We start from the raw sequence: 21704 nt of genomic DNA, 5'->3' as shown, positions 1-21704 counted from the left end.
CACACTCCACCCCCAGCCGTAGGAGCGTCGCTCGCGGCGCGATAACCTGACGCCGTTAAGACACATTTACCACAGAGGACACTGAGTTCACTGAGTAAAAAAACCATCATTTCTCTGTGGCCTCTGTGGTGATCCTGGGTTTAAATCGCGCCGCCACCGAGCGCAGCGAAGGAACGCCCGCAGGGCGGCCCGAAGGGAGAGCGAAGCGAATAACCGACGCTCCTACGGCCAAGGAAACAGGAAATCCATGAAAAAAATCTGTGTGTATTGCGGTTCCAGTTCCGGCAACGGCGACGCCTATATTGCGGCGGCGGAAACACTGGCTGACGCCCTGGTCGAACGTGGACTGGGACTGGTGTATGGCGGTGCCAGTGTGGGCATCATGGGCGCCCTGGCCAACGCGGTGATGAAACGCGGCGGCGAGGTCATCGGCATCATGCCGCAGGCGTTGATGCAGCGGGAAATCGGCAATGATCATCTCACCGAATTGCAGGTGGTGGATTCCATGCATGAGCGCAAGGCAGCCATGGCGGATCAGTCTGACGGCTTCATTGCCTTGCCCGGCGGCATGGGCACACTGGAGGAGTTGTTTGAAATCCTGACCTGGGGTCAGCTCGGGTTTCATAACAAGCCCATTGGGCTACTCAATGTTGATGGATACTACGATCACCTGATCCATTTTCTGAATCACTCTGTGGATCAGGGACTGTTGCGGCAACCGCATCGGGAGCTACTTCGGGTTGATCAGAGCCCGGCAACCCTGCTGGACAGCTTCCTCAACGAACCCGCTCCGCTTCTAGACATCTGGATCGAGCGTAAAGAGCAGCTTTGATGATGGTCGGACGTCTGACGTCGGAAGTCGGACGCCACCCCAGGCCTCGACCCACTGAAAGGTGCGCACCTCATTCAGCGTGAGGCTTTGTTTTTCGGCATTTGTCTTTTGTTTTTAGCCTCTGACCTCCGACGTCAGGCGTCCGACCCTACCTTTATCCTTTCAACGTATCGTGCCAGTCCTTCAAGGCCTGAAGCTGTTTGCCAATAATTTCCCGCGTCTTCTCATCAGTCAGGTTGCCGTTTTCATCACATTTTTGATGTGCTGCCGAGACAAACACTTCGGGTTTATTCAGTGGATGCACATCCAGATAAACCAGCACCTGACGCAGATGATACTGGCTGCGGCTGGTGCCCATACCACCCATGGACGCGCCCATAATGGCTGCCGGCTTGCCGGCAAAAATACTGCCCGGCACCCGCGACAGCCAATCGATGGCATTCTTGAGCACCCCTGGAATGGAGTAGTTGTACTCCGGGGTGGCAAACAACAGGGCATCGGCCTTGCGGATCTGTTGGGCCAACTGCTCCACCGCAGCGGGTTTACTTTCACCATCCTGGTCGCCGTTGTAGAGCGGGACCGCAGATATATCGGCCCGTTCAACGGTTACCCCGTCCGGGGCCAATTCTGTCGCCGCACGAATCAGCCCGCTGTTGAACGATGCCTGCCTGAGGGATCCTGAAAACGCCAATACGTGCATGTGTGATCTCCTGTTGTCTTGATTGAAGCCAGACGTCCACCTTGCCACCGCAGGCTGCCTTGCGGCAAACCTTCAATGATGATCATGTTTTGCAAAGGCCTTGCCATTTTTTACGTATCACAGCTGACATCCAGCGCCATCCATGATTATCTGGGGTGGATTAAAAATATCGTTTCATTATTACAGCGATATCAACGACAAGATAAATCAAGGGGAAACGCACCATGGATCTGCTTCGCATTCTTATCGCCATTCTGCTGCCGCCGCTGGGTGTCTTTCTCCAGGAGGGGATCGGCAAACATTTCTGGATCAACATCGTGCTGACCCTGTTTGGTTATCTGCCCGGCATTGTGCATGCGGTCTGGGTAATTGCCTCCCGCTAAAAATGAAAAGCCCCGGTCAAGGCCGGGGCTTTTCATGCGTTACAGCAATGACGGCTCTGCCGTCAGGTTACCCTCACGATAATCACTCAAAGCCTGGTTGATTTCCTCCTGAGTGTTCATCACGAAGGGGCCATACTGGGCAATGGGTTCGCCCAGGGGTTTGCCCGCCAGCACCAATAACCGGGCACCGTCCTTGCCGGCCTGCACGGTCACGGCATCACCATCGGTGAGCGTCGCCAGGTGATCGCACTGTACAGTCTCACCCGCCACCTGCAGTTCGCCTTCAAACACATACAGCATGCTGCCGTAGCCACGGGAGATGGGCACCTCAAGCGTTTCCTGTGGACGCAACACCACATCCAGATACAACGGATCGGTAGCGCCGCCTTTTACCGGTGCAGTAAGCACATGCCCTGCCAGTGTCACTTCACCCGCAATGGCTTTCACCTGACCACCGCTGGCCAGATCCAGGCGCGGCATCTCGGTGTCGCCGATATCCCGATACCCGGCAGGTTTCATTTTTTCTGCTGCCGGCAGATTGATCCACAACTGGAAACCACGCAGCAGGCCATCTTGTTGCTGAGGCATTTCTTCATGAATGATGCCGCGGCCGGCAGTCATCCACTGCACACCGCCTTGCTTGAGGTCGCCTTCATTGCCCAGGTGATCGCGATGGCGCATGTGGCCCTCCACCAGATAGGTAACGGTTTCAAAGCCGCGGTGCGGATGGGCCGGGAACCCGGCAATGTAATCGTCCGGGTTTTCCGAGGAAAACGCATCCAGCATCAGGAACGGATCCAGGCGCACCATCGGGTTGTAACCCAGCGCGCGCTTGAGGCGTACGCCCGCACCGTCAGATGTATCCAGGGCCCGAATTGTATTGAGAATTGTGCGTTCCATGGGAACCTCCTGTGTAAGAAGCTACGAGCTGCGAGCGACTAGCTTCGAGTTAAAATCAAAATCTTTTTCTCGCAGCTGGCAGCTCATCGCTAGCTGCTGATTTTTCTTTCCCCCAACCGCTCACGACCATGAGGGGAATCCCAGTCCAGCTGCGGACCCGTGGAAATAATCCCGTGGGGATTCACCGTCGGGTGACTGCAGAAATAGTGATGACGGATGTGCGCCATGTTCACGGTGTCTGCCACACCGGGCAGTTGGTAAATGTCTTTCAGGAACCCCTGAAGGTTCGGATAATCGCTGATGCGGTTGCGGTCACACTTGAAGTGAGTGACATAGACCGGGTCGAATCGCACCAGGGTGGTCCACAGGCGAAGATCCGCTTCCGTCAACGTATTGCCGACCAGATAGCGTTGCTCGCCAAGCCGCGCTTCCAGTTCATCCAGTCGATCAAACAGCGTGGTTACCGCGTCATCATAAGCCTCCTGACTGGTGGCAAAGCCGCTCTTGTACACACCGTTGTTAACGTCGTGGTACACGGGCTCGTTGATGGCATCGATGTCAGCCTGCAACGCTTGCGGATAAAAGTTCCCGGGGGTGGCACCAAGATGATCAAAGCTGGTATTCAGCATCCGGATGATCTCGGCAGACTCATTGCTGACGATGGTTTCGCGTTTGGTGTCCCACAACACCGGCACCGTGACGCGGCCGGTATAGTTTCCATCCGCTTTCAGATACAGCTCATACAGTTTGCTGAATCCATACAGCGCATCACCGCTGGCACCGTCAAAGTCATCACGCAATTCCCAACCCTTTTCCAGCATGTGCGGATGCACCACGGACACACCAATATGATCCTCAAGCCCTTTCAGAGCTCGTACGATCAGGGTGCGATGGGCCCAGGGGCAGGCATAGGACACATACAGATGATAACGGCCGCTTTCTGCCGCGAAGCCACTTTCACCACTGGGACCAGCCTCACCCTCGGTGGTAACCCAGTTGCGAAACTGGCTTTCAGAGCGCTTGAAGCGGCCACCGGTGCTCTTGGTGTCGTACCACTTGTCCTGCCATTTGCCTTCTACCAACAGTCCCATGATGTCTCCTGATCTTTGTACCGGTCTTCAGCGAGGTTGCGTTGAACGTTGAACGTTTTAACGCGGGCCAGGCTGTCGTTTCCGCAAGGCCCTGCCCGCGATTACTGGTAACGTCGCGGGCACAAAGATTTAGAAATCACGCTTGGTTATCCCGCGCTTTTGAACTTTCAACTTTTAACTGTTTTCTATTGCCGCCTTCGCTTCATCCAAGGCTTTTGCCTTGGTGTCGTCTCCCATGTTCAGCCCCTCGGCGAACACGAAATCCACACTGGTAATGCCGACAAAGCCAAAGAAGAGTTTGATGTACGGGGTCACCGTGTCGTTGTCGGTGCCGGCGTACAAACCTCCGCGGGCAGCGAGCACTGTGACCGGCTTGTCTGCCAGCAGGCCTTCGGGACCATTTTCCGTGTAGCGGAAGGTGATGCCGGCACGAGCCACGTGGTCAATCCAGCTTTTCAGCTGGCTGGGAATGCCAAAGTTGTACATGGGCAGGCCCACCACCACCTGATCCGCTGCCTTCAATTCTTCAATCAGCGCCATGGAGAAATCATCCACCTGCTGCTGCTCCGCAGTGCGCTCTTGCGACGGCGTAAAGAAGGCCCCGACACGCTCACCGTCCAGATGGGGAATGGGGTTGGCGGCCAGATCCCGCTCCACGATGTGTGCTTCAGGGTGCGCGGCCTTGAGTGCCTCGACCTTTGCGTTCACCAGGGCAGAGGAGTTACCGCCATCGCTGAAAACGCTGCTCTTGATCACCAGAATATTCATCACACTCACTCCATCTTTTGCTCACCGACCACCTTGGTCAGTGGTATTTAATTGATGGAGCTATTGTGATTTCAGTTTAACCGATATAAAACGGAGTAAATTTGCTTGTTTAGGTCAGGTAATTCGATATGTCAGCCAAAATTTCGCTGGATCAGTGGCAGGCGTTGATCGCCGTGGTGGACGAGGGCGGCTATGCCAATGCCGCAGAAGCACTGGAGAAAAGCCAGTCCGCCATCAGCTATGCGGTACAGAAAATCGAGACCGAGCTGGGCATCCGCGCCTTTGCCCTGGAAGGCCGCAAGGCCAAACTCACGGAAACCGGGCAAATGCTCTATCGTCAGGCAAAGATCCTGGTGGAAGAGGCTGAGCGCATCGAAAGCACCGCCATCCAGCTGAGCCAGGGATGGGAGCCACTGGTGCGCGTCACCGCCGATGCGCTGTTCCCGCAGCACTGTATGCTCACCGCACTGGATGCCTTTGCCCAACAGAGCCCGCTGACGCGGATCGAATACACCGAAACGGTGCTCTCCGGCACCGATGAGGCGCTGCTGCGCAAGGAAGCCGATGTGGTCGTCAACGCGCGGATCCCCCCAGGTTTCGTTGGCGAACCCTTGATGCGGGTGCGCTTTCTGGCCGTGGCCGCTGCCGATCACCCGCTAAACCAGGCAGACAGCCTGACCCACGAGGATCTCCGCCAGCACAGACAGATTGTGATTCGCGATTCCGGCAGCCGGCGCATCGATGCGGGCTGGCTGGGCGCCGAGCAGCGCTGGACCGTGTCTCACTCCTCCACCCGCAATGCCGCCATCCGCCGCGGTCTGGGCTTCGCCTGGATGCCGGAATCGGACATCGGCACCAGCCTGGAGACCGGTGAACTCAAGGTGTTGCCCCTTGCCGAGGGGTTCGAGCGCTTTGTGGACCTGCACCTGATCTATGCCGACGGACAATACGCCGGCCAGGCCGCGCGCTATCTTGGGGAACAGATTCGTCTGGCTGTTGCCCAACCCTGTCCGGGCGTCACGGTTTCCTGACAACAGGTGCCTGACACTGGACTGACTCGTTGAATGGAGAGATTCATGCGTTCACTGACCCTGTTCATTGCCCTTCTGCTCCTCAGCGCCTGCGTCAGCCCGGTGGTAATCGACCGCCAGGACAATGTCACGCCGAGCCAGTACCAGACCTACGCCTTTATCGAACAGGATGAAGACACTCCCCGCGCCCTGGATGATCAGCGCGCCCGCAAGGCACTGGAAACCGCCCTTGCCAGTCAGGGGATCAAATCCGTGCCTGCAGACCAGGCCGACATCCAGGTTCGCCACTTCTTCAAGCGCGAGCAGCGCTATGATGGTGACGTGATGCAGTTCGGCTTTGGCTACGGCTTCAATAATGTGGCCCTGGGCGCCAGTACACCGGTGGAGGGCGAGATGACCGAGGAATACAAGTTGGTGGTGCAGCTTGTGGACCCGGCCAGCAACAATGTGGTGTGGCAGGCCACCAGCCGCGACCGGCTGCACGATGAAATGAGCAGTGAACGGCGCCAGGCCCATATCGACAAGGCCGTGAAAGAGATGTTCGAACGGTTTGACTGACCCCACCCTCTCATTGACAAGGAAACCGTTTGGACGCCGTAATCATCGGCCCCCTGGCCATGCCCGCTGCCGCCTTCGTTATTTTGATCGCCTTCTTGACCGCGGCATTCTGCTTTCAATGGTGGCAAAAGCGGCGTCACCGGACAGGGAATGAAAAAGCCCTGTGGCTGATCGTCCTGGCTGGCCTGCTCGGCGCCAGACTGGCTTTTCTGTGGCGCTATCAGGAGCAGTATCCCGGCCTTGCGGCCATGCTGGATATCCGCGATGGCGGGTGGTGGTGGCCCGGCGCCATCCTGGCGGTGCCAGTGGCGACCCTGCTGCTATGGCGCAGCCCGCAACAGCGGGCAGGATTGCTGGTGGCGCTGGGCGCCGGTGCTGCCAGCGCGGCAGCAACAGTGGTGATACTGCTGGCCCTGCGTGATCCGGTCACACCGCTACCGGATACCACCCTGTATACCCTGCAGGGAGAGCCGGTGTCGCTGAAACAGGTCAGCGCCGGCCAGCTTACGCTGATCAATCTCTGGGCCAGTTGGTGTCCGCCCTGCCGCCGGGAAATGCCGGTGTTGCAGGCAGCCCAAACCGATTACCCGCAGCTGCGCATCGTGCTCGCCAACCAGGGCGAGCAATCCGTGTCGGTGCGCCGCTATCTCCTCGAACAGGCCCTGCAGTTTGATTTTCTGTTGCTGGACCCACACACCAGCCTCAGCGAGCATGCCGGTAGCAGCGGCCTGCCGCTCACCTTGCTAGTGGACGCAGCAGGCAACGAACTGGCACGCCACTTTGGTCCCTTGTCTGCCGCCAGCCTGCATCATTTTGTTCAGCCACACTTGCCCGGAGCCTCCCCATGAAGATTGTGCCCCTGTTGCTTGCCCCGTTGCTGGGTCTGCTGCTGCCGTTGGCAACCCAGGCCAGCGAGGCCACCATGGACAGCCTGCTGGCCAAACTCGAAGCCAGTCACTGGGTCGCCGAGGGGCCGCAGCAGCCGGAGCGAGTGGCCTATGTGTTTACCGACATGGCCTGCCCCTACTGCGCCACGCTGTGGCAAAGCATGCAGCCCATGGTGAATGACCCGGCCAACACCCTGCAGGTGCGCCACATCATCGTCGGCCTGATCCATCCCAAACGCAGCTTCACCCAGGGCGCCGCGGTACTGGCAGCCATCAACCCCGCCGTCGCCCTGGCCCGCCATGAAAGCCAGTTCAAGCAGGGCGGCATCCCCCCACTGGAACCGGTTCCCGCCGCGGTACGCAGCCAGATCCACAACAACACCGGCTTGATGATCGGCCTTGGCCTGGGCGCCACCCCGACCCTGGTCTTCCAGGACCCGGAGGGACGATGGCGCGTCGCACCCGGGGTGTTGGGGGACGAGGATTTGCGGGAGGCGGTGTTTCAACTGCAATGAATAATTAATAGTTAATAATGAATAACGGCGCGAATGCGCCCTGTCTGTTTTTCAAACGCAAGAGGCCGCGCCCATAACAAGGGCGCGGCCTCTTGCGTTTGACGACTCGCTAACGCTTACCGCGAGTTATTCATTATTAACTATTAATTATTCATTGCTTAATCCGTCAGCCAACTCACCTTGCCCTGGCACACGGTCAACTTGACGCTGCCCTTGAGCACGCTGTGGCGCCAGGGGGAATTGCTGCCGGCAGACAGCCAGTGTTCCCCGTAGTCCTTTTCCGCATCAACATCCAGCACACAGAGACTGGCCGGGCGGCCGGTTTCCAGTTGCCCGGCCTGGATACCCAGGCAACGGGCCGGGGCGGCGGTGATGGCATCCAGGGCACGGGGCAGGGCCAGCTTGCCGTCTTCCACCAGCCCCAGCACCAGTGACAGCAAGGTGTCCACCCCGGCCATGCCCGGTTTGGTAGAGGGGAAGGGCGCCGCCTTGCTGGAGGAGCCGATGGGGGTGTGCTGGGAGCAGATAGCGTCGATGGTGCCGTCGGACACCGCCTCCAGCAGTGCCTCGCGGTCTTCCGCTCTGCGTAGCGGCGGAATCACATGGCAGTGACTGTTGAAACCTTCCAACGCGGACTCGTCCAGCAGCAGGTGCTGGATACTCACGTCCGCCGTCACCGGCAGGCCACGCTGTTTTGCGGCACGCAGCAGACGCAGGGACTGGCGCGTGGAGATTTGCTGGAAGTGGGCGCGCACCCCGGTGGCTTCCACCAGCAACAGATCCCGTGACAGATCCACACTTTCCGCCACCGCCGGGATACCCGGCAGGCCGAGACGCGTGGCCACCGGCCCTTCATGGGCACAGCCGCCAGCACTCAGGGCCGCATCCTGGGGCCGGAACATGACCGGCAGATCAAAGGTAGCGGCGTACTCCAGGCAGCGCTTGAGCACCAGCGCATCGGCCACCTTGCCACCGGCGTTACCCACTGCGATACAACCGGCCTTCGCCAGGGTGGCCATCTCGGCAAGCTGTTCGCCCTTGAGCCCCTGGGTCATGGCGGCGATAGGCAAGATACGGGCAAAGCCCGCCTGACCCGCCTGCTCGCGGATCAGCCGCACCACCGCCGTGGAATCCACCGGGCCACAGTCCGGCTGGGCGGCCAGATGGGTAATCCCGCCCGCCGCAGCGGCACGGGTTTCGCTGGCGATATCGCCAGTGCGACCGCTACCGGGCAGGGACAGATGCACACAGGCATCCACCAGACCAGGCAGCACCCAGTGACCTTCCGCTTCGATGATGTCAGCGCCGGGGGCATCCAGGCTGGCGCCGATGCGGGTCAGTCTGCCATTTTCAATCAGCAGATCCGCCACATCGTCACGGCCGGAGGCCGGGTCAATGACTCGGCCTTTGCGAATCAGGATGTTGGCCTTAGCTGCCATGGGCACCTCCCGCCTGACTGCTGTCCTGGCCACTGATGGCCATGGACATGACCGCCATGCGGACGGCGATGCCGAAGGTGACCTGATTGAGGATCACCGAGCGGGGGCCATCGGCCACTTCCGAGGCAATTTCCACACCGCGGTTAATGGGGCCCGGGTGCATCACGATGGCGTCCTCTTTGGCGTATTGCAGTTTCTCGTTGTTGAGACCGTAGAGGCGGAAGAACTCGCCTTCGCTGGGCAGTAACGCGGAATCCATACGCTCCTTCTGCAGGCGCAGCATGATCACCACATCCACATCCTTGAGGCCGTGGGCCATGTCGGTAAAGACGGTAGCGCCAAGGACTTCGGCATCCACCGGCAACAGGGTTTTCGGGGCAATCAGGCGCACTTCCTCGGCACCCAGGGTGTTGAGCGCATGGACCTGTGAACGAGCCACCCGCGAATGCAGGATGTCACCGACGATGGCCACCTTGAGGCCTTCGAAGCCGCCTTTGTAGTGGCGGATGGTGTACATGTCGAGCATGGCCTGGGTGGGGTGGGCATGGCGCCCGTCACCGGCGTTGATCACCGCCACATTGGGCGTCACTTCATTGGCGATGAAGAAGGGCGCACCGGAATCCTGGTGACGCACCACGAACATGTCCGCCGCCATGGCTTCCAGGTTGCGCAGCGTATCCAGCAGGGTCTCGCCCTTGCTGGTGGCCGACTTGGCGATATCCAGATTCAGTACATCCGCACTGAGGCGCTGGGCGGCCAGCTCGAAGGTACTGCGGGTGCGAGTGCTGGATTCGAAGAACAGGTTCACCACCGTCTTGCCGCGCAGCAGCGGCACTTTCTTGATCGACCGGCCACCCACATCCACAAAACTGGCGGCGGTATCGAGTATGTCTACCAGCAGGGAACGGGGAAGATGCTCAGTGGTGAGGAAATGGCGAAGCTTACCGTCTTCGGTAAGTTGTACGCGGGAGGATGGCGCAAGCGTCGGCGTCATTCTTGGGACCTTGTCTCTCTGTTGTCCTCACTGACCAGTTCGCGGATCTCCGCGATTAGCGGTGAGGGCCCGCGTAATTCTACCCGCTGATGGGGGGGCAATGCCAAAGTTTCGCCACAAATATCGGCACGGATTGGCAATTCCCGATGACCTATATCGAAAAGCACCACCAGGCTGATCGACGCGGGACGTCCGAAATCGAACAACTCGTTCATGGCCGCACGGATAGTCCGGCCGGTCATCAGCACATCATCCACCAGCACGATATGCTGACCGTCGATCTCAAAAGGCAGGTTCGACGGGGTTACGGTGGCCTTTAGTCCACGGGTGTCGAAGTCATCCCGATAGAATGCCGGGTTCAGCGTGCCCAGTGGCAGCGGTGTGTCCAGCCTGGCATTCAGGGCCTCGGCAACCCAGGCGCCGCCGGATTCAATGCCCACCAGCAACGGGTTCTGCCCGGCAAAACGCTCTGCCACGGCAGCAGCCATGGCGTCCAGGCGGGTCTGCAGTTGTTGTTCGTCCCAGCTCAAGGGGCTCTCCAGAAAATCAATACTGACTGTTGGCGCCATGCCTGCATGGCGAAAGACCCAAGCATGGCGTCTGTTGTGCAAAGAATAAAGCCTGATCAGGAGCGAGTAACAAGAAGCGGGTTGTGAAAGGCAAAACCCGGCAACCCCTCACGCCGGGTTTTCGTCACTGGAAACTCGCTTTTGTGTCCTCCCATCGCGTGCAGGCACGCTCCCACAGCAGCCCCAGTGCCCTCCCCACCAACAATCCGATCAATCCCTTCAGTTTTTTGGGATGGGAGTCATAAGCGTCATCACGGTAAGTTTTGTACATTGATGAAACTTGTTCGCCACCAGCCACTCCAAACCCGTGTGGGATGATGAACAAAGGAGCAGGGATGCCACTGCGCAACGACCGTCAACGCTATGGATGGATCAGCATCAGTCTGCACTGGCTGGTGGCGGCCGCCGTCATCGGCCTGTTTGCCCTGGGCCTGTGGATGGTGGACCTGGGCTACTACGACCCCTGGTACCGCAAGGGGCCGGATATCCACCGCAGCATCGGCATTCTGCTGTTCATGGCCATGACCGGCCGGCTACTGTGGCGCTGGCTCTCACCCCCGCCCCCCGCCTTGCCCACCCATGAACGCTGGGAAGTGGTACTCGCTCATCTTGCACACTGGGCACTTTATGCCCTGCTGTTTGTGGCCATGACCAGTGGCTACCTGATCAGTAGCGCTGACGGCTCTTCGGTTTCCGTATTCGGCTGGTTCTCCGTGCCGTCCATCACCGGCCATCAATCCGGCCTGGAAGATATCGCTGGCGACATCCACGAGATCGCCGTCTGGAGCATCATCGTGCTGGCCAGCCTCCATGGTCTGGCCGCCCTCAAACATCACTTTCTCGACCGTGACGACACCCTGCGCCGCATGCTCGGTCTCTCGCCACGTCACATTACACCCACCAACACATCATCCAATGGAGCTTCACAATGATGGTAAGCCTGATGAAAAAAACCGGCCTGGCCGCCGCCGCACTTCTGATCAGCAGCATGGCCTTTGCCGAACCTGCCGGCACCTACCAGTTCGACAAGAAGGGCGCCCACCAGTTTGTCATGTTCAAGATTTCCCATCTGGGTTACAGCTGGCTGTACGGCCGCTTCAATGATTTCAACGGCAGCTTCACCGTCGACGCCGATAACCCGGAAAACAGCACCGTGGAAGCCACCATCCAGACCGCCAGCGTGGATTCAAACCATGCCGAGCGCGACAAGCACCTGCGCAGCGATGATTTCCTGGACGTGGACAAATACCCCACCGCCACCTTCAAGAGCACCAGCATCGAACAGACTGGCGACGACACCGCCAAAATCACCGGCGACTTCACCCTGCACGGTGTGACCAAGCCTGTGACTCTGGATGCCAAAATGATCGGTTACGGCGATGACCCATGGGGCGGCTACCGCATGGGCCTGGAAGCCAGCACCAGCCTGAAACTGGCAGACTTTGGCATCACAAAGGATCTCGGCCCGGCCTCTGAAACCGTTGAGATTATTATTTCGGTGGAAGGGATCAAGAAGTAACGGAACCTGCATCCTGCAGTGTCGCGGGAATTGGCAAACACCAATTCCCGCTGTCCGGGATTGAGAAATCAGAAAGGACGCCCCAGAAGCATTATCTCGTCTTTGCTTTTAGGGATCAGCGGATCCAGAAACCTTCCTTCTTCACCCCTCGGAAAGCGCTGGTCCGGAATGAACGTCACCACGCCCTGAACATCATCTCGAAAGCGAATCCTTTGCTCAATTTTTCCTTTTCCTGAATCATACGAAATCAAATTCAGGCTGCTCATCTTTCCATTTTGATACTGATAGTCTCTTCGATTTTCTCCGAAGACGTTGATACCTTTGACCTTTCCGTTATCCTCATAAAAAAACGATCTTGCGATATTTCCCTCAAGTGTTTTCATCTCCTGAAGCAAGCCGCTTTCATCATAAATAAAATCCGGAAAACCATAGACAACATCATCAACAGTAAACCAGGCATTATCCTCACCCTTCATTAGATCCACTTGACCAGCAGGCCTTCCATCCTCATCAAACTCATAAATCCGCATAAGCGGGTATAGCGGTGGCGGATTCTGGCTGGCCTGACTATCCTGAAGCTCTCCTTTTTCAGGAAGCCAAGTCATGGTGCGGTACCGAGTATCCACATAGCTTTCATTTTCACCATATCGATCCATCACCACTCGACTCTCAAGCACGCCAGGCAGCCACTGCACAATTTTTTTCTGGTAGCCGTTGCCCGCATAAAGAAAAGCCTGAACCAGGCTAACGTTATCGGAGTATTCCGGAGAGGGCTCTACCGTAACCAGAAAATCAAAGCCAGTTTCTGCATCACCAGAAAAACTTGTAGTCTGAATATGGGAAGGGAAAGGAGGCGCTGTTGCAATCTGGTCATTTTCACCATAAAAGACCACATTTTGAGTCTGCTTCCAGCCACCATTTTCCTGAGACTCATGCTTGACCGTTATCTTGTAGCCGAATTGATATCTCGCCGGGCAAAAATCATTTTTACAGAGCACTTCTTCTTTCACCAACTGCTTGCCTGCCACCGCCGGGCATATGGAAATCCGACCATCACTTTCCAGCTTCAACTGCTGGAGCGCGAAGCTGCCGTTTCCATTGGTGTCCATGTTCTGTACTACGGAAAGAAGTGCTGGTGGCAGAGGGTTCCTGGATTGTTGGTACTTGCAGATCAATCCACCTTTGCGCACATCATCTGCCGTGTTCCACTGTCCATCACTACCAGGGCCAGTCACAAATCGGGATCTGACCACATCATTGTCACTGTAATCAAAAACCTGCATTCCTATAATCATTCCGTCCTCTAGATACATCACTGAATCCGGAACCGGTTTGTAAGACCCGCTTAAAACGCCATTATCACTTCCGCCTCCACCGCCACAGGCAACGATCAGGCAGGAAACAACAGCCACGAAAAAAAACCTTATTGCGAACATTTTCCCTCTCAAACCGCTTCCCCCCCCTCACTTAAGAACCCTTCGGCAATAATCACCGCCGCCATGGAATCCACTCTCGAGTCTGCCTTCTGGATACCGGTTCGCTCGCGCGCTTCACGGGTACTCAAGCGTTCATCCACCAGCCAGACTTTCATGCCAAAACGTCCTTTCAGACGATTGGCAAATTTCTTTGCCCGCGTCGTGGACTCACTTTCGCTGCCATCCATATTCAGCGGCAAACCTACCACCAATGCTTCCGGCTCCCATTCTTTCAAAAGCGCAGCGATATCATCCCAATTAGGCTGGGTGTTTTTGCAAGGCAGGGCTTTCAGGGGGGAAGCGGTGCCCAGCAGTTCGTTACCGCTGGCGACACCAATTTTTTGTGTTCCGTAATCGAAGGCCAAAATCATAGGAGAAATTAATAGTTAATAATGAATAGTTAATAGTTGCGCGACCTGACGGGAGAGCACTCAGAATGGCTAGTGGCCGCGCTAACCAAGAAGCCAGCACCGAGCCCGTTATTAATTATTAACTATTCATTATTAATTGCCTTTCAGCTGTGCCCCGCCTGTGTGGCAATCAGACTCATGTCCACGCCGATGCACGCAGCGGCATCGTGCCAGGCATGTTCGAAGGGGGTGTCGAGGACCAGTTCGCGGCTAGCGGGAGTGCTGAGCCAGGCGTTGTCTACCAGCTCCTGTTCCAGCTGACCGGCTTCCCAGCCAGCGTAGCCGAGACAAATCAACGACTGCTCCGGACCTTCGCCGATGGCGATGGCCTCAAGAATGTCGCGGCTGGTAGTTAGCATCAGGCCATCGCTGAGCAGCACGCTGGATTCCCAGTGGGTGGACGCCGCATGAAGGATAAAGCCCGCTTCCTGCTGAACCGGTCCCCCAGCCACCACCCGGTGGCGCTCGGAAGGCGGCACTTCAATTTCGATATCCATGTCTTCCAGAATATCGCCCAGACTGATCTGCACCGGGCGATTGAGCGTCAGCCCCATGGCACCCTCGCTGCTGTGCTCAACGATATAGGTGACGGAATGTTCGAAGTTGGGATCGGCCATCTGTGGCATGGCCACCAGCAACTGGTGTTTGAGGCTTGTGTTGTCCATTGGGACAGTATCCGGCGCCGGGGGGAGAGCTGCAAGCTTCAAGCTACAAGCTGCAACGCGAGGAGCAATCCGTAGCCACTCTTCTGGCGTATGAGCCGCGCCGTAATCTCTTGTGGTTTTCCTCAACAGATCAGCGCGGAACACCCAGCGCTCAGTCAGCGCCGAGCCTCACCCCGCGTTGCAGCTTGAAGCTTGCGGCTGTCATTACGCCATTTTCTCGCCAAGGCTCGAATTCGTCCCCTGGAAGGGAACTCCTACAGCGACTTCGATCTGGCGTGTGCGTGTTACGTGAAGCTTGCCGCGTTATTTCGACGACACCTTGCGGCTACTGTCGAACTTCCAGGTGCGGATGATTTCCAGGACATCCATGTTCTGGCGCATTTCAGCACTGAAGGTATCGAAGGGGGCGGCGAGGCGGACGCTCTGGATGGCGGCCTGGTCGAGGAACTTGTGACCAGAGCTCTGTAGAACACGGACTTCCTTGAGGCTGCCATCCTTCTGGATTGCCACCATCAAGCGTACTGCACCGAAGGTGTTGCTGTTCAGGGCCTGGGCGGGGAAGTTGCGGGTGCCCATGGCTTCCACTTCACGGCGGAAGCTGTCGATATACTGGGCTTCGTAGTGGGCCTTGGCCGATACCGAAGTAAGCCGGCGGATTCGCGGGCGCTTGGCATAGGCCTGCTTCTGCTCGGCCAGACGTGCCTGCAGGCTGGCGATCTGCTGGCTCATGTCCAGCAGGTTTTCCTGCTCAGCAACTTTTAGCGGCTTCTGCTCGGCCTTTTCCTTTTGTTCCGCCTGCACCTTTTGCTCGCTCTCGCGAGCCGTGGTGATCACCAGCAGCTGTGACTGCTGGTCACGCGGCTGGCGAGTGGTTTTTTCCTTGAGCTGGACATTCTCCAGTTTGCTGTCGGCAAAATCCGCCTGCTCGGTGGTAGTCAGTTCCTGCTTTTCCGCCAGATCCCCGGAGCCCTGCTGGTTGCTCTGGGCGATGAAATCCGCTTCTTCCGGCGCGTCGTCGCTGCGGAACTGGGACAGGGTCACTTCCAGGGTGTGGGGCGCCGCGCGCTGCTTTTCGGGGGCGAAATTGACCCCGAAGATGAGGATGCCGTGGAAGGCCAACGCCAGAAACACGGTGAAGGTGAGGCGGTCGGAGGCGCTGACGGTGGAATTGGCTGCCATGAATTCTTCTTTTGGTTACTGCTTTTTGTGTTTTGAGCTCTTTGGGCTCTTACCAGGTTGCCTGCAAGCGAAAAGAAAGTACCGAGTAACAAGAAGCGAGTTTCGAAAGGCCAACCCCCGATACGGCAAGGCCTGAAGGTTTTCGCTACTCGAAACTGGTTACTCGCTTCCCAACGCCTTTCGCCTGCAGGCAGGCTCCTACGGTAAGGCGGTCAGGGCTCGTCCCGAATCGCCAGCAGGGCATCAAACAGCTGGCCTGCAATATTGATGTCAAAAATCGCATCCAGCTCACGGATGCAGGTGGGGCTGGTCACGTTGATCTCGGTGAGATAGTCACCGATCACGTCCAGCCCCACGAAATATAGCCCCTTGCGCTTCAGGGTGGGACCAACCTGTTCGCAGATCCAGCGATCGCGATCAGTCAGTTCTCGGCCCTGACCCGTGCCACCGGCGGCCAGGTTACCGCGCAGCTCCCCTTCTTTGGGGATCCGCGCCAACGCATAGGGCACCGGCTCGCCATTGATCATCAGGATGCGCTTGTCGCCGTCCTTGATCTCCGGCACGAAGCGCTGGGCCATGATCGGCGTCTTGCCGTGCTGGGTCAGTACTTCGATCACCACCGAGATATTGGGGCTGTCCTTGCGCACCCGGAAAATGTTGCTGCCACCCATGCCATCCAGGGGCTTCATGACAGTGTCATCGAATTCCCGTACAAAATCGCGCAGCAGGCCAGACTGGCTGGATACCAGGGTCGGCGCACAGCATTGCGGAAAATCCGTGGCGAACAGCTTCTCATTGCTGTCACGGACACTGCCGGGCCGGTTCACCACCAGCACACCTTCACGTTCTGCCTTCTCCAGCAGATAGGTGGCATAGATGTACTCGGTGTTGAAAGGCGGATCCTGGCGCATCAGGATAATGTCAAAATCTGCCAGATCTTGGTTCACCGTATCGGCCAGACGGTACCAATCGTCGTTATTGTCGGTCACAGTGACTGCCCGGGTGGCCGCAAAGCTGCGACCATCGCGCACGTAGAGATCGCCAGGCTCCATGTAGTAGAGAGACCAGCCTCGCCGCTGGGCTTCCAGCATCATGGCAAAAGTACTGTCTTTCCAGGGTTTGATCTTGGCGATGGGATCCATCACCACGCCGATTTTCAGGCTCATGGGGTCTCCACAGACTCGGGGGCAGGCCGGGCAATATTAGCAGTGCCAGAAGGGGATCGCCATGCGGCATGACGCTGTCTGAGGCGAGGGAGTTTTCCCAAGTTTCATAGGGCCTTATAGATTGATTGTAGAATCTGTGTTAAAAACTTTCCTTGGGCTGACACCGCCACAGGCCCCGCCCGTCGCATTATTAGAAAGGCCAAAAATTACAACAAGTTGTGGCCAATTACGGTTCACGGTTAAAGGCAGTTTCCATGACTGACAATTTCCAAGACCTCAAGGTGATGGTTATCGACGACTCCAAGACGATTCGTCGGACCGCGGAAACCTTGTTGAAAAAAGCAGGTTGTGAAGTGATCACCGCCACCGATGGCTTCGACGCCTTGGCCAAAATCGCCGATACCAAGCCCAATATCATCTTCGTGGACATCATGATGCCGCGCCTGGATGGGTATCAGACCTGTGCACTCATCAAGAACAACAGCGCCTTCAAGTCCACCCCTGTGATCATGTTGTCCTCCAAGGATGGCCTGTTCGACAAGGCCAAGGGCCGTATCGTGGGTTCTGATGAATACCTGACCAAGCCGTTCTCCAAGGACGAGCTGCTGGGCGCAATTCGCGAGCACATGGCAGGTTAGGCAGCACAACTGCTGACCGGATAGAGGAAAAAATGGCTCGAATTCTTATTGTTGATGATTCTCCCACCGAAACCTACAAGTTGCGGGAGATTCTGGAAAAGCACGGCCACGAGGTACTCGAGGCCGCCAACGGCGCCGATGGCGTGGCCATGGCCCGCTCCGAATTGCCGGAACTGGTGCTGATGGATGTGGTGATGCCGGGTCTGAACGGCTTCCAGGCCACCCGCCAGCTGACCAAGGGCGCCGATACCGCCCATATTCCCATCGTGATCGTCACCACCAAGGATCAGGAAACCGACCGTGTCTGGGGCAAACGCCAGGGCGCCAGGGATTACCTGACCAAACCGGTGGATGAAGATCTGCTCCTGCAAACCGTCGACCGCATGCTGGCCGACAGCTGAGCTGCAAGGAGCCATGAATGAGTGCTAGCGCCTCCGCCGCCTACATCAAACTCGCTGAATACAACCAGCGCTGCCGGGAACAGGCCAAAGACCTGCCCATGCAGCAGGATGCGGTCAGCTACTGGAGTGGCGTGGGCTTTGTGCTCGATGGCAAGAAATACGTGGCACCGCTGGATGAGGTTTCCGAAATCCTTACCGTGCCGTCCTATACCCGCATTCCAGGCGCTCAAAGCTGGATGAAGGGGATTGCCAACGTACGTGGCCGCCTGATGACCGTCATGGATCTCAGCGGCTTTCTGGAAAAAAGTTCACCGATTCAGGAAAAGCGCCGGCGGCTGCTGGTCCTGGATCAGGACGACCTCTACACCGGCATGACCGTGGATGAGGTATTGGGGATGCAGCATTTCCCCATTGATGAATTTGTCGAATCACTGCCGGTCAGTGATCCCAGTGTCACAGGTTATGTGCGCGGGGCCTATCGGCGCGACGGGGAGTACTGGTCCGTGTTCAGCCTGTCCCGGCTGGCAGAGGACCCGCGTTTCATGCAGGTAGCCCGTACCGGCTAACCGCATTGCGCGTACTTTGGGGTACATAAGAAGAGTGAACGCCAGGCCAGGAGCCAGACTATGAAGTTCAATCCGGGAGCATTTTTTGAAAAACTGCGGGGGGGTGCAGGCAGCGGTGGCAATTCGCTGAACCTTGCACTGTATTTCGGCCTTGCCATCTTTATCGTACTGGCACTGGTCAACTTCCTCCTCTCTGCAACCAACGCGAACAAGGCCCAGGAAAACATTACCTTTGCCTCCGAGATGCGCGTTGTGTCCCAGCAGATTGCCAAGAACTCCCTGGAAGCGGCGGCCGGTAACGCCGACGCCTTCGAGCTGCTGGACAAATCCCGCAAGAGCTTCCAGGCAGCCTGGGATGAGGTGAAAGATGAGAATGTCTCTGACCCTCAGGTAATCCAGCGTCTGGAAACCCTCTGGAAAGAGGTGGACCAGAACACCGGGACCATTCTGAAAGGGGAAGATACGGTTCTGGATCTGCACGAAGTGGCAGACACCCTGGCCCAGACCATTCCTGCCCTTCAGGCCGAGTACGAAGGCGTTGTGGAAATTCTGGTAATGACCGGGGCCGACCCGGAACAGATCGCCTTTGCGCAGCGCCAATCCTGGCTGGCCGAGCGTATTGTGCGATCCATCTCCAAGGTACTGGAAGGGGGCGACGGCGCGGTGATCGCGGCGGACTCCTTCGGGCGTGACGCCAGTCAGTTTGGCCGCGTCATGAACGGCATGATCGAAGGCGACAGCGCCATGGGCATTGACCAGGTGAACGACCCGGATGCCCTGGACTACCTGGCCGAGATTGCCGACCTGTTTGACGAATTCGTTAACCAGTCCGTGGATGAGATCCTCGAGACTGCACCGGAACTGTTCCAGGTACGGAACGCGGCCGACACCATCTTCCGCCGCTCTCAGGATCTGCTGCAGGAATCCACCAACCTGAACAACCAGTTTGAAGGCACCACCACCAGCCTGTTTCCGTCGGTATGGCTGGGGGCGGTCTGCGGCGCCATCGCCATTTTGCTGTTCTTCCTGATCATGGCCCAGCGTAACCGTCAGGCGGCGAAGAAAAAGGATGAACTGGAGAGCGAGAACCAGCGTAACCAGGCCGCGATTCTGCGTCTGCTCGACGAACTGGGCGATCTGGCTGACGGTGACCTGACCGTACAGGCGACGGTAACCGAGGACTTCACCGGTGCCATCGCTGACTCCATCAACTACTCCATTGACCAGCTGCGCAGCCTGGTACAGACCATCAACAACTCGGCGGTACAGGTGGCATCAGCTGCCCAGGAAACCCAGTCCACGGCCATGCATCTGGCCGAGGCTTCCGAGCACCAGGCCCAGGAAATTGCCGGCGCCTCTGCCGCGGTGAACGAAATGGCGGTCTCCATTGACCAGGTATCCGCCAACGCTTCCGAATCGGCAGCGGTAGCGGAACGGGCGGTAGCCATCGCCAACAAGGGCGCCGAAGTGGTACAGGCCACCATTCACGGCATGGACACCATCCGCGAGCAGATTCAGGAAACCTCCAAACGGATCAAGCGTCTGGGTGAATCCTCCCAGGAGATTGGTGACATCGTATCCCTGATTAACGACATTGCCGACCAGACCAACATCCTCGCCTTGAACGCCGCGATTCAGGCGTCCATGGCCGGTGAAGCGGGCCGCGGCTTCGCGGTGGTTGCGGATGAAGTACAGCGCCTTGCGGAACGTTCTGCGGCGGCAACCAAGCAGATTGAAACCCTGGTTAAGACAATTCAGACCGATACCAACGAAGCGGTAATCTCCATGGAGGCGACCACCGCTGAGGTAGTGAAAGGGGCCCGCCTGGCGCAGGATGCTGGTGTGGCACTGGAAGAAATTGAGAACGTATCCAAAACGCTGGCGGACCTGATCCAGAACATTTCCAACGCGGCGCGCCAGCAGGCGGCCTCCGCGGGTCACATCTCCAACACCATGAACGTGATCCAGGAAATTACCTCTCAGACTTCCGCCGGTACCACCGCCACCGCGCGGTCTATTGGTAACCTTGCCGAGATGGCTCAGGAAATGCGTAACTCCGTAGCCGGCTTCCGCTTGCCGGAGCATTCCTGATCCGGCCTGAGCCGGCCCGGGATACAGGGATATGGGTGCTGCCGTGACAGACCGATGGTCAATCAGAAGCACGCCCGCCATGGATGGAGAGCAGTTCCAGCTATGGCAGGCGCTGCTGGAAGATCGTACCGGCATGACCCTGTCTGATGCGCGCAAGAGCTTTCTCGAAACCAGCTTGAGCATTCGCATGCGCGAGCTGGGCTTTGTGGATTACGAAGCCTATTACGAACACCTGATGGCAGGCACAACCGAATCCCGTGCCATGGAATGGTCCATCCTGGTGGACCGTCTTACCGTTCAGGAAACCAGTTTTTTCCGCCATCAGGGCTCCTATGCTCTGGTGGAAGAGTACGTACAGCGCTTCGTGGCAGAACAGCCCGATGGCGCCAATCTGGATGTGTGGAGCGTGGGGTGCTCCACCGGCGAGGAGGCCTATTCCCTCGCCATGCTGATCAACGAGCAACTGGGTGATAACGCACGCAAGATGTTCTATGGCATTACTGCCACCGACATCAGCCTGCCCACTCTGGCCAAGGCTCGCAAAGGTGAATACGCGGCCCGACGCGCTCTCCAGGTGGACCCGCTGTTGCGGGAAAAGTACTTCAAGCCGGGAGACAGTGGCCAGACCGTTGTAATCGCGCCAGAGCTCAAGCAGCACATCTGTTTTGCCCGCCTTAACGTGCTCGATCTGGGCAATGCGCCCATGAACAACATGGATCTGATCTTTTGCCAGAACATGTTGATTTACTTCCGCCGCTGGCGAAAACGCCAGATTGTTAACCGGCTGGCGGAACGTTTGGCTCCCGGGGGACTACTGGTACTGGGCCCCGGTGAAGTGACTGACTGGCAACACCCTGATCTGGAACGGGTGCACTTTGCCGACACACTGGCTTTCCGCCGCTGTAGATAACAAGAAATCTGCCTGTA

At 57.7% G+C, this 21704-nt stretch carries 25 protein-coding genes; 13 read left to right on the top strand and 12 right to left on the bottom strand.

Going from position 1 to position 21704, the window contains the following annotated elements:
• Positions 1-247: 247 nt before the first annotated feature.
• Complete coding sequence (locus GQF00_RS09750; RefSeq protein WP_161318955.1) at positions 248-832, top strand: TIGR00730 family Rossman fold protein; 585 nt, start codon at positions 248-250, stop codon at positions 830-832.
• A gap of 154 nt (positions 833-986) precedes the next feature.
• Here the strand turns inward: GQF00_RS09750 and GQF00_RS09745 are convergent, their stop codons facing one another.
• Positions 987-1532 carry an NADPH-dependent FMN reductase gene (locus tag GQF00_RS09745; RefSeq protein ID WP_161318954.1) on the bottom strand — a complete coding sequence of 182 codons (546 nt, stop codon included), beginning with the start codon at positions 1530-1532 and terminating at the stop codon, positions 987-989.
• Positions 1533-1756: 224 nt separating this feature from the next.
• Here GQF00_RS09745 and GQF00_RS09740 point away from each other — a divergent pair, with 224 nt between their 5' ends.
• Positions 1757-1915: a YqaE/Pmp3 family membrane protein gene (locus tag GQF00_RS09740; RefSeq protein ID WP_161318953.1), complete on the top strand. Its 159-nt coding sequence runs from the start codon at positions 1757-1759 to the stop codon at positions 1913-1915.
• Between the two features lie 39 nt (positions 1916-1954).
• Here the strand turns inward: GQF00_RS09740 and GQF00_RS09735 are convergent, their stop codons facing one another.
• From GQF00_RS09735 to GQF00_RS09725, 3 genes are all read right to left on the bottom strand, one after another.
• Entirely contained in the window at positions 1955-2815 is an 861-nt protein-coding gene (locus GQF00_RS09735) for a pirin family protein (RefSeq protein ID WP_161318952.1), read from the bottom strand.
• 89 nt (positions 2816-2904) lie between these two features.
• On the bottom strand, positions 2905-3906 hold the full coding sequence (locus GQF00_RS09730) for a glutathione S-transferase family protein (protein WP_161318951.1): 1002 nt from the start codon (positions 3904-3906) through the stop codon (positions 2905-2907).
• A 174-nt stretch (positions 3907-4080) separates the two neighbouring features.
• Complete coding sequence (locus GQF00_RS09725) at positions 4081-4674, bottom strand: FMN-dependent NADH-azoreductase (protein ID WP_161318950.1); 594 nt, start codon at positions 4672-4674, stop codon at positions 4081-4083.
• Positions 4675-4802: 128 nt separating this feature from the next.
• Here GQF00_RS09725 and GQF00_RS09720 point away from each other — a divergent pair, with 128 nt between their 5' ends.
• The 4 genes from GQF00_RS09720 to dsbG are packed head-to-tail and all read left to right on the top strand — an operon-like array spanning position 4803 to position 7665.
• Complete coding sequence (locus tag GQF00_RS09720) at positions 4803-5705, top strand: LysR family transcriptional regulator (RefSeq protein ID WP_161318949.1); 903 nt, start codon at positions 4803-4805, stop codon at positions 5703-5705.
• A 45-nt stretch (positions 5706-5750) separates the two neighbouring features.
• Complete coding sequence (locus GQF00_RS09715; protein ID WP_237440453.1) at positions 5751-6263, top strand: DUF4136 domain-containing protein; 513 nt, start codon at positions 5751-5753, stop codon at positions 6261-6263.
• Between the two features lie 29 nt (positions 6264-6292).
• A complete protein-coding gene (locus GQF00_RS09710; protein ID WP_237440452.1) occupies positions 6293-7111 on the top strand; it encodes a TlpA disulfide reductase family protein in 819 nt (272 codons plus the stop codon).
• Entirely contained in the window at positions 7108-7665 is a 558-nt protein-coding gene (gene dsbG / locus GQF00_RS09705; protein ID WP_161318947.1) for a thiol:disulfide interchange protein DsbG, read from the top strand. The genes GQF00_RS09710 and dsbG overlap by 4 nt, the downstream gene beginning before the upstream one ends.
• Before the next feature lie 158 nt (positions 7666-7823).
• Here dsbG and GQF00_RS09700 read toward each other — a convergent pair whose 3' ends face one another.
• Genes GQF00_RS09700 through pyrR form a run of 3 tightly spaced genes read right to left on the bottom strand, consistent with a single transcriptional unit; the run spans position 7824 to position 10667 of the window.
• Entirely contained in the window at positions 7824-9104 is a 1281-nt protein-coding gene (locus GQF00_RS09700; protein WP_161318946.1) for a dihydroorotase, read from the bottom strand.
• A complete protein-coding gene (locus GQF00_RS09695) occupies positions 9094-10098 on the bottom strand; it encodes an aspartate carbamoyltransferase catalytic subunit (protein ID WP_161318945.1) in 1005 nt (334 codons plus the stop codon). Before GQF00_RS09695 ends, GQF00_RS09700 begins: the two co-directional genes overlap by 11 nt.
• The gene (gene pyrR / locus GQF00_RS09690; protein WP_161318944.1) at positions 10095-10667 is read right to left on the bottom strand and encodes a bifunctional pyr operon transcriptional regulator/uracil phosphoribosyltransferase PyrR; all 573 of its coding nucleotides are present in this window, start codon (positions 10665-10667) and stop codon (positions 10095-10097) included. Before pyrR ends, GQF00_RS09695 begins: the two co-directional genes overlap by 4 nt.
• 335 nt (positions 10668-11002) lie before the next feature.
• On the opposite strand from pyrR, the gene GQF00_RS09685 reads away from it, so the two are divergent.
• Positions 11003-11599: a cytochrome b gene (locus GQF00_RS09685; protein WP_161318943.1), complete on the top strand. Its 597-nt coding sequence runs from the start codon at positions 11003-11005 to the stop codon at positions 11597-11599.
• Positions 11600-11610: 11 nt separating this feature from the next.
• Positions 11611-12186: a YceI family protein gene (locus GQF00_RS09680; RefSeq protein ID WP_161319220.1), complete on the top strand. Its 576-nt coding sequence runs from the start codon at positions 11611-11613 to the stop codon at positions 12184-12186.
• A gap of 68 nt (positions 12187-12254) precedes the next feature.
• On the opposite strand, the gene GQF00_RS09675 is transcribed toward GQF00_RS09680, so the two are convergent.
• The 5 genes from GQF00_RS09675 to gshB all read right to left on the bottom strand — a co-directional run bounded on the left by GQF00_RS09675 (position 12255) and on the right by gshB (position 17081).
• A complete protein-coding gene (locus GQF00_RS09675; RefSeq protein ID WP_161318942.1) occupies positions 12255-13598 on the bottom strand; it encodes a hypothetical protein in 1344 nt (447 codons plus the stop codon).
• 32 nt (positions 13599-13630) lie between these two features.
• Positions 13631-14032, bottom strand: a complete 402-nt coding sequence (gene ruvX, locus GQF00_RS09670) for a Holliday junction resolvase RuvX (RefSeq protein ID WP_161318941.1) — start codon at positions 14030-14032, stop codon at positions 13631-13633.
• A 143-nt stretch (positions 14033-14175) separates the two neighbouring features.
• The gene (locus GQF00_RS09665; protein ID WP_161318940.1) at positions 14176-14736 is read right to left on the bottom strand and encodes a YqgE/AlgH family protein; all 561 of its coding nucleotides are present in this window, start codon (positions 14734-14736) and stop codon (positions 14176-14178) included.
• Positions 14737-15039: 303 nt separating this feature from the next.
• A complete protein-coding gene (locus tag GQF00_RS09660; protein ID WP_161318939.1) occupies positions 15040-15915 on the bottom strand; it encodes an energy transducer TonB in 876 nt (291 codons plus the stop codon).
• Between the two features lie 212 nt (positions 15916-16127).
• The gene (gene gshB / locus GQF00_RS09655; RefSeq protein ID WP_161318938.1) at positions 16128-17081 is read right to left on the bottom strand and encodes a glutathione synthase; all 954 of its coding nucleotides are present in this window, start codon (positions 17079-17081) and stop codon (positions 16128-16130) included.
• A 254-nt stretch (positions 17082-17335) separates the two neighbouring features.
• Between gshB and pilG the strand changes: the two genes are divergently transcribed.
• Genes pilG through GQF00_RS09630 form a run of 5 tightly spaced genes read left to right on the top strand, consistent with a single transcriptional unit; the run spans position 17336 to position 21687 of the window.
• The gene (gene pilG / locus GQF00_RS09650; RefSeq protein WP_161318937.1) at positions 17336-17719 is read left to right on the top strand and encodes a twitching motility response regulator PilG; all 384 of its coding nucleotides are present in this window, start codon (positions 17336-17338) and stop codon (positions 17717-17719) included.
• A 32-nt stretch (positions 17720-17751) separates the two neighbouring features.
• Positions 17752-18120, top strand: coding sequence for a twitching motility response regulator PilH (gene pilH, locus GQF00_RS09645; RefSeq protein WP_161318936.1), 369 nt, complete (start codon positions 17752-17754; stop codon positions 18118-18120).
• 17 nt (positions 18121-18137) lie between these two features.
• The gene (locus tag GQF00_RS09640) at positions 18138-18686 is read left to right on the top strand and encodes a chemotaxis protein CheW (protein WP_161318935.1); all 549 of its coding nucleotides are present in this window, start codon (positions 18138-18140) and stop codon (positions 18684-18686) included.
• Positions 18687-18746: 60 nt separating this feature from the next.
• A complete protein-coding gene (locus tag GQF00_RS09635; protein ID WP_161318934.1) occupies positions 18747-20777 on the top strand; it encodes a methyl-accepting chemotaxis protein in 2031 nt (676 codons plus the stop codon).
• Positions 20778-20808: 31 nt separating this feature from the next.
• Positions 20809-21687, top strand: a complete 879-nt coding sequence (locus GQF00_RS09630) for a protein-glutamate O-methyltransferase CheR (RefSeq protein ID WP_161318933.1) — start codon at positions 20809-20811, stop codon at positions 21685-21687.
• Positions 21688-21704: the final 17 nt, after the last annotated feature.

This window comes from Alcanivorax sp. DP30 (genome assembly GCF_009882945.1).
Taxonomy (GTDB): domain Bacteria; phylum Pseudomonadota; class Gammaproteobacteria; order Pseudomonadales; family Alcanivoracaceae; genus Alcanivorax.
Note: the sequence above shows the minus strand (reverse complement) of the source record. Positions and strands in the feature narration are given on the sequence as shown.

Coding starts and splice junctions, on each gene's coding strand:
- GQF00_RS09750 (WP_161318955.1), top strand. CDS start 248: ATGAAAAAAATCTGTGTGTATTGCGGTTCCAGTTCCGGCAACGGCGAC.
- GQF00_RS09745 (WP_161318954.1), bottom strand. CDS start 1,532: ATGCACGTATTGGCGTTTTCAGGATCCCTCAGGCAGGCATCGTTCAAC.
- GQF00_RS09740 (WP_161318953.1), top strand. CDS start 1,757: ATGGATCTGCTTCGCATTCTTATCGCCATTCTGCTGCCGCCGCTGGGT.
- GQF00_RS09735 (WP_161318952.1), bottom strand. CDS start 2,815: ATGGAACGCACAATTCTCAATACAATTCGGGCCCTGGATACATCTGAC.
- GQF00_RS09730 (WP_161318951.1), bottom strand. CDS start 3,906: ATGGGACTGTTGGTAGAAGGCAAATGGCAGGACAAGTGGTACGACACC.
- GQF00_RS09725 (WP_161318950.1), bottom strand. CDS start 4,674: ATGAATATTCTGGTGATCAAGAGCAGCGTTTTCAGCGATGGCGGTAAC.
- GQF00_RS09720 (WP_161318949.1), top strand. CDS start 4,803: ATGTCAGCCAAAATTTCGCTGGATCAGTGGCAGGCGTTGATCGCCGTG.
- GQF00_RS09715 (WP_237440453.1), top strand. CDS start 5,751: ATGCGTTCACTGACCCTGTTCATTGCCCTTCTGCTCCTCAGCGCCTGC.
- dsbG (WP_161318947.1), top strand. CDS start 7,108: ATGAAGATTGTGCCCCTGTTGCTTGCCCCGTTGCTGGGTCTGCTGCTG.
- GQF00_RS09700 (WP_161318946.1), bottom strand. CDS start 9,104: ATGGCAGCTAAGGCCAACATCCTGATTCGCAAAGGCCGAGTCATTGAC.
- GQF00_RS09695 (WP_161318945.1), bottom strand. CDS start 10,098: ATGACGCCGACGCTTGCGCCATCCTCCCGCGTACAACTTACCGAAGAC.
- pyrR (WP_161318944.1), bottom strand. CDS start 10,667: ATGGCGCCAACAGTCAGTATTGATTTTCTGGAGAGCCCCTTGAGCTGG.
- GQF00_RS09685 (WP_161318943.1), top strand. CDS start 11,003: ATGCCACTGCGCAACGACCGTCAACGCTATGGATGGATCAGCATCAGT.
- GQF00_RS09680 (WP_161319220.1), top strand. CDS start 11,611: ATGAAAAAAACCGGCCTGGCCGCCGCCGCACTTCTGATCAGCAGCATG.
- ruvX (WP_161318941.1), bottom strand. CDS start 14,032: ATGATTTTGGCCTTCGATTACGGAACACAAAAAATTGGTGTCGCCAGC.
- GQF00_RS09665 (WP_161318940.1), bottom strand. CDS start 14,736: ATGGACAACACAAGCCTCAAACACCAGTTGCTGGTGGCCATGCCACAG.
- GQF00_RS09660 (WP_161318939.1), bottom strand. CDS start 15,915: ATGGCAGCCAATTCCACCGTCAGCGCCTCCGACCGCCTCACCTTCACC.
- gshB (WP_161318938.1), bottom strand. CDS start 17,081: ATGAGCCTGAAAATCGGCGTGGTGATGGATCCCATCGCCAAGATCAAA.
- pilG (WP_161318937.1), top strand. CDS start 17,336: ATGACTGACAATTTCCAAGACCTCAAGGTGATGGTTATCGACGACTCC.
- pilH (WP_161318936.1), top strand. CDS start 17,752: ATGGCTCGAATTCTTATTGTTGATGATTCTCCCACCGAAACCTACAAG.
- GQF00_RS09640 (WP_161318935.1), top strand. CDS start 18,138: ATGAGTGCTAGCGCCTCCGCCGCCTACATCAAACTCGCTGAATACAAC.
- GQF00_RS09635 (WP_161318934.1), top strand. CDS start 18,747: ATGAAGTTCAATCCGGGAGCATTTTTTGAAAAACTGCGGGGGGGTGCA.
- GQF00_RS09630 (WP_161318933.1), top strand. CDS start 20,809: ATGGGTGCTGCCGTGACAGACCGATGGTCAATCAGAAGCACGCCCGCC.